Source organism: Pseudoduganella sp. RAF53_2, from assembly GCF_052113985.1.
In the GTDB taxonomy this organism is placed as follows: Bacteria; Pseudomonadota; Gammaproteobacteria; order Burkholderiales; family Burkholderiaceae_D; genus Rugamonas.
Genome location: NZ_JBFRDW010000417.1, coordinates 1 through 5,383 on the forward strand (window position 1 = coordinate 1; position 5,383 = coordinate 5,383).

Here is a 5,383-nt window from a genome sequence, read left to right on the forward strand (position 1 = left end):
CCGTGATGCAGGCCTGTCCAGCAAATTCGACCATCTTGGCACGCCGCGCCTGTGGCTGGCCTATCTCAAGACCCTTGCCGGAATCAAGCTCAAAGCCGCCTACACGCTGCACGATATGGCTGCCGACRCCTGTGGCCTGCTGAATTATCTGTGTGTGCCGCGTGCGCACATCATTGGCGTGTCGATGGGCGGCATGGTGTCGCAGATTTTTGCAGCGCGTTATCCGCAACGCACGCTATCCCTCACTTCGATCATGTCGAGCAGCGGCAAGCCCGGATTGCCGGGACCAACGCCGGCGGCGAGGCGCATTCTGCTCACTTCCGCACCGCAGCAAGCGACACGCGAAGAGCTGATTGAAAACATGACCAATACCTTCCGCGTGATCGGCAGTCCTGCCTATCCCATGCCGGAGGATTATGTGCGCGAGATGTGCGGGCGGRCAGTGGACCGCAATGTCCATCCCGACGGTGCTGCGCGCCAGCTGGTGGCGATTGTCGCTTCAGGGGATCGCAGCAAATTGCTGCAAGGTTTGCGCTGTCCGGCCCTGGTGGTGCACGGCACGGAAGATCCGCTGGTGCCGCCCGCCTGCGGCATCGATACCGCGGACCAGATTCCCGATGCGCGGCTTGAGCTGATCGAGGGCATGGGCCATGATCTGCCGCCCCAGTTGATGGGGCGTCTGCTTGCCTTGATCGGCACGCACTTGGAAGGTAAGATGGCAGCGCCTCAGCCATCCCATCCAGACTATCTTGAGCAAGACTAAAATCGGCATCGCCATCGCCGCTCCCGGCGGCTACGCACTGGACGACGCAGCACTCGCGCGCGGCATTGCGCGCCTTGAAGAGCAGGGCGTCCTGGTGCACAACTACTACGACTCCCACAAGAAATTCCAGCGCTTCGCCGGCACCGACGAGGGACGCCTGGCGCAGCTAAATGCCGCCGCCGATGATCCCGACTGCCAGATCGTGGTCGCGCTGCGCGGACAATATGGCATCAGCCGCATCCTGCCGCAGATCGATTTCCGCAAAATGGCCGACAGCGGAAAGCTGTTTATCGGCTACAGCGACATCACGGCTTTCCATATGGGCTTGTACGCAGCCACCGGCAAGATCAGTTTTGCCGGGCCGATGATGTGCGACGATTTTATCCGCGAAGAGCCGGTCGACTACACCTTGCAGCAGTTCTGGGATTGCCTGCGTGGTCCAACGCACAGTGTGCGCGGCACCGCCGAGGGGAATCCGCTGGTCGACGTGCAGGGCACGCTGTGGGGCGGCAATCTGGCCATGGTCAACCACCTGATCGGCACACCGTATTTCCCGCAGATCGAAGGCGGTATTCTGTACCTGGAAGATGTGGGCGAGCATCCATACCGCGTCGAGCGCATGCTGCTGCAATTGCAGATGACGGGTGTGCTGGATCGCCAGAAAGCCATCGTGCTGGGCGATTTCTCCGGTTATCGCCTGGCGCCCACCGACAATGGCTACGATTTCGATGCCATGCTGGCCTTCATCCGCGCCCGTTTGCCGATCCCGGTGCTGACCGGCCTGCCGTTCGGCCACGTCAAGGAGCGCTGCACGCTGCCGTTTGGCGCGCAGGCCCACCTGCGGTCGGATTCGGCCGGTTTCGATTTGACGGTGTCGGGATATCCTGTCCTGGGAGGGTAAAGAGGCGGAACAGGCCGAAAAATGTTACAATGTGAGGTTATCCAATCTGTAACTGAAAAGGCTTTTTCCAGTGCTTTCCACCGCAAATATCACCATGCAGTTCGGCGCCAAGCCGCTGTTTGAGAACATCTCTGTCAAATTCGGCGACGGCAACCGTTATGGCCTGATCGGCGCCAACGGCTGCGGCAAGTCCACCTTCATGAAGATCTTGGGCGGTGATCTGGAACCGTCTGCCGGTAATGTGTCGCTGGATGTCAATGAGCGCATGGGTAAGCTGCGTCAGGACCAGTTCGCGTACGAGGAAATGCGCGTGCTCGACGTGGTCATGATGGGCCACACCGAAATGTGGGCCGCCATCCAGAAGCGCGACGCGATTTACGCGAACCCGGAAGCGACCGACGAAGACTATATGGAAGCGGCCGAACTGGAAGGYAAGGTCGCCGAGTACGACGGCTATACCGCCGAAGCCCGCGCAGGTGAACTGCTGCTGGGTGTGGGCGTTGCCATCGACCTGCACCAGGGCCCGATGAGCGCGGTGGCGCCGGGCTGGAAGCTGCGCGTGCTGCTGGCCCAGGCCCTGTTCTCGAATCCGGACATCCTGCTGCTGGACGAACCGACCAACAACCTGGACATCAACACCATCCGCTGGCTGGAAGACGTGCTGAATCAGCGCAATTCCACCATGATCATCATTTCCCACGATCGCCACTTCCTGAACCAGGTGTGCACCCACGTGGCGGACATGGATTATGGCACGCTGAAGATCTATCCAGGCAATTACGACGACTACATGCTGGCGTCGACCCAGGCCCGTAACCAGCAGCTGGCCAACAACGCCAAGGCGAAAGAGAAGGTCGCCGAGCTGCAGGACTTCGTGCGCCGCTTCTCGGCCAACAAATCCAAGGCCCGCCAGGCGACTTCGCGCGCCAAGATGATCGACAAGATCAAGGTCGAGGACATCAAGCCATCGTCCCGTGCCTATCCGTTCGTGCGTTTCGAAGGCGAGAAGAAGCTGCACCGTCTGGCCGTGGAAGTGGACGGCATCTCCAAGTCCTACGACCGCACCTTGTTCAAGAACTTCAGCATCATGGTTGAAGCGGGCGAGCGCATTGCGATCATCGGCGCCAACGGCGCGGGCAAGACCACCATGCTGCGTTCCATCGTGGGCGACATCGCCAAGCTGCAACCGGATACCGGCATGGTCAAGTGGGCGGAGAACGCCAACGTCGGCTACATGCCGCAGGACCCGACCGAAGATTTCGCCAATGAGCTGAATCTGACGGACTGGATGGGCCAGTGGACCAAGGAAGGCGACGACGATCAGGCCGTGCGCTCCATCCTGGGCCGCCTGCTGTTCGGCGGCGACGAAGTCAAGAAACAGGTGCGCGTCCTGTCAGGTGGCGAAAAAGGTCGTATGATGTACGGCAAGCTGATGCTGGGCCGTCACAACGTCCTGATGCTGGACGAACCGACCAACCACATGGACATGGAATCGATTGAGTCGCTCAACATCGCTCTGGACAAGTATGCCGGCACCCTGATCTTTGTGTCGCATGACCGTGAGTTCGTTTCCTCGCTGGCCAATCGCATTATCGAGATCAAGGAAAATGAAGTCGTCGACTTCCGCGGCAACTACGAAGACTATCTGAAGAGCCAAGGTATCGATTAATGAATGCTGTTGTAATGCCGATCAAAACCGTCGACTACGAGAAGCCGACGGAAGACGGGGCCAGTTGCGTGGCCCATGCGTGGGCGCGCACTCCGGCGCCTGTCGCGGCAGACGAAAAGATTCTGCTCAAGGAGCGTATCCGCACCTTGCTGCGCGAACGCGAAGCCGTGCTGGTTGCCCACTACTACGTGGACGCCGACCTGCAGGATCTGGCGGAGGAGACTGGCGGTTGCGTCTCCGACTCCCTCGAAATGGCGCGCTTCGGCCGCGACCATCCGGCGAAAACGCTGGTGGTGGCGGGCGTGCGCTTCATGGGCGAGACTGCGAAGATCCTCAGCCCGGAAAAGACGATCCTGATGYCGGACCTGGACGCGACCTGCTCGCTGGACCTGGGCTGCCCGGCCGATGAATTCGCGGCCTTCTGCGATCAGCATCCTGACCGCACGGTTGTGGTGTACGCGAACACCAGCGCCGCCGTGAAAGCACGCGCGGACTGGATGGTGACTTCGTCGATCGGTCTGGATATCGTCAAGCACCTGCACGAGCAGGGCAAGAAGATCCTGTGGGCGCCGGATAAGCATCTCGGCTCCTACATCCAGAAGCAGACCGGCGCAGACATGCTGCTGTGGCAGGGTTCCTGCCTCGTTCACGACGAATTCAAGGGCGTGGAACTGGACCTGCTGAAAGAGCAGTACCCGAACGCGAAAGTGCTGGTGCACCCGGAGTCGCCGGCCAATGTGGTCGAACAGGCTGACGTGGTGGGCTCCACTTCGCAGCTGATCGCCGCTGCCGTCAGCCTGCCGGCACAGGAATTCATCGTCGCCACCGACAACGGCATCCTGCACAAAATGCGTCTCGCTGCACCGGGCAAGACCTTCATCGAAGCACCAACCGCCGGCAATAGCGCAACCTGCAAGAGCTGCGCGCACTGCCCGTGGATGGCGATGAACGGCCTGCGCAATCTGGTGGACGTTCTGGAAAACCTGAACAACGAGATCCACGTCGACCCGGCTGTCGGCGTTGAGGCTCAGCGCTCCATCAACCGCATGCTGGATTTCGCGGCCGCGAAGAAGGCGCGTGTGGCACCGGGCGCCGATCTGGCGAAAGAAGCTAAACTGTTTTCGGGAATCGGTCCGGCATGAGTACATTGATCAATCGCTTTGCTCCTTTTGACGATGCTCTCGCAGGCGACTACGAACGCAATCTGCTGGCTGCACTGCTGGAAGACATCGGCACCGGCGATCTGACCGGCACGCTCGTACCGGAAGATGGCCGCGCCGTGGCACGCGTAATCGTCCGCGAAGATGCCGTGCTGTGCGGCGCTCCCTGGTTCGAGGGCGTCATGCATGCGCTGGACGCCGCTATCGGCATCGAATGGCATTACGCGGAAGGCGACCTGATGGCCGCTGATACGCCGGTCTGCACAATCGTTGGCCCGGCGCGCGCAATTCTGACCGCGGAACGCTCGGCGCTGAACTTCCTTCAGCTGCTGTCCGGCGTGGCGTCGGCTACGCGCCGCTATGTGGACGTGATCGCAGGTACCACCGCCGCGATTCTCGATACGCGTAAAACTCTGCCTGGCCTGCGTCTGGCGCAGAAGTATGCAGTGCGCGTTGGCGGCGGCCAGAACCAGCGTCTGGCGCTGTACGACGGGATTCTGATCAAGGAAAACCACATCGCAGCGGCGGGCGGCATCACGGCGGCCCTGGTCGAAGCGAAGAAGGTAGCGAAAGCGGGCGTGTCGATTCAGGTGGAAGTCGAAAGCCTGGCCGAGTTGGAAGAAGCCCTGTCGTCCGGCGCAGAGTCCATCCTGCTCGATAACTTCGATCTGGACGCCATGCGCAAAGCGGTCGAAATCAATGGCGGCCGCGCGCTGCTCGAAGCCTCCGGCGGCGTCAACTTCGACACCGTCCGCGCCATCGCCGAAACCGGCGTTCACCGCATCTCCATCGGCGCCCTGACCAAAGACATCAAGGCCACCGACTTCTCCCTGCGCATCATCGGCTAAGTCGATGTCCCTCAAAGCGCCGCGACTGTCCTGCTCTTACTC

5 protein-coding genes are annotated in these 5,383 nt (G+C 61.0%); all 5 read left to right on the forward strand.

The genetic code is table 11. The features are described 5' to 3' along the window. Positions 1-763 (forward strand): alpha/beta fold hydrolase (locus AB4Z11_RS21635; RefSeq protein ID WP_442027589.1); only part of this gene is annotated, 763 nt, incomplete at its 5' end. After that, on the forward strand, positions 750-1,664 hold the full coding sequence (gene ldcA, locus AB4Z11_RS21640) for a muramoyltetrapeptide carboxypeptidase (RefSeq protein WP_442027590.1): 915 nt from the start codon (positions 750-752) through the stop codon (positions 1,662-1,664). The genes AB4Z11_RS21635 and ldcA, both read left to right, overlap by 14 nt. 70 nt (positions 1,665-1,734) lie before the next feature. Continuing rightward, positions 1,735-3,333 carry an ABC-F family ATPase gene (locus AB4Z11_RS21645; RefSeq protein ID WP_442027591.1) on the forward strand — a complete coding sequence of 533 codons (1,599 nt, stop codon included), beginning with the start codon at positions 1,735-1,737 and terminating at the stop codon, positions 3,331-3,333. Positions 3,334-3,347: 14 nt separating this feature from the next. Next, complete coding sequence (gene nadA, locus AB4Z11_RS21650) at positions 3,348-4,475, forward strand: quinolinate synthase NadA (RefSeq protein WP_442027593.1); 1,128 nt, start codon at positions 3,348-3,350, stop codon at positions 4,473-4,475. Next, complete coding sequence (gene nadC / locus AB4Z11_RS21655) at positions 4,472-5,341, forward strand: carboxylating nicotinate-nucleotide diphosphorylase (protein ID WP_442027594.1); 870 nt, start codon at positions 4,472-4,474, stop codon at positions 5,339-5,341. The genes nadA and nadC overlap by 4 nt, the downstream gene beginning before the upstream one ends. The last annotated feature ends 42 nt before the right edge of the window (positions 5,342-5,383 follow it).

Excerpts from the sequence above, each read along its gene's own strand:
- nadC (WP_442027594.1), top strand. The coding sequence starts at position 4,472 with ATGAGTACATTGATCAATCGCTTTGCTCCTTTTGACGATGCTCTCGCA.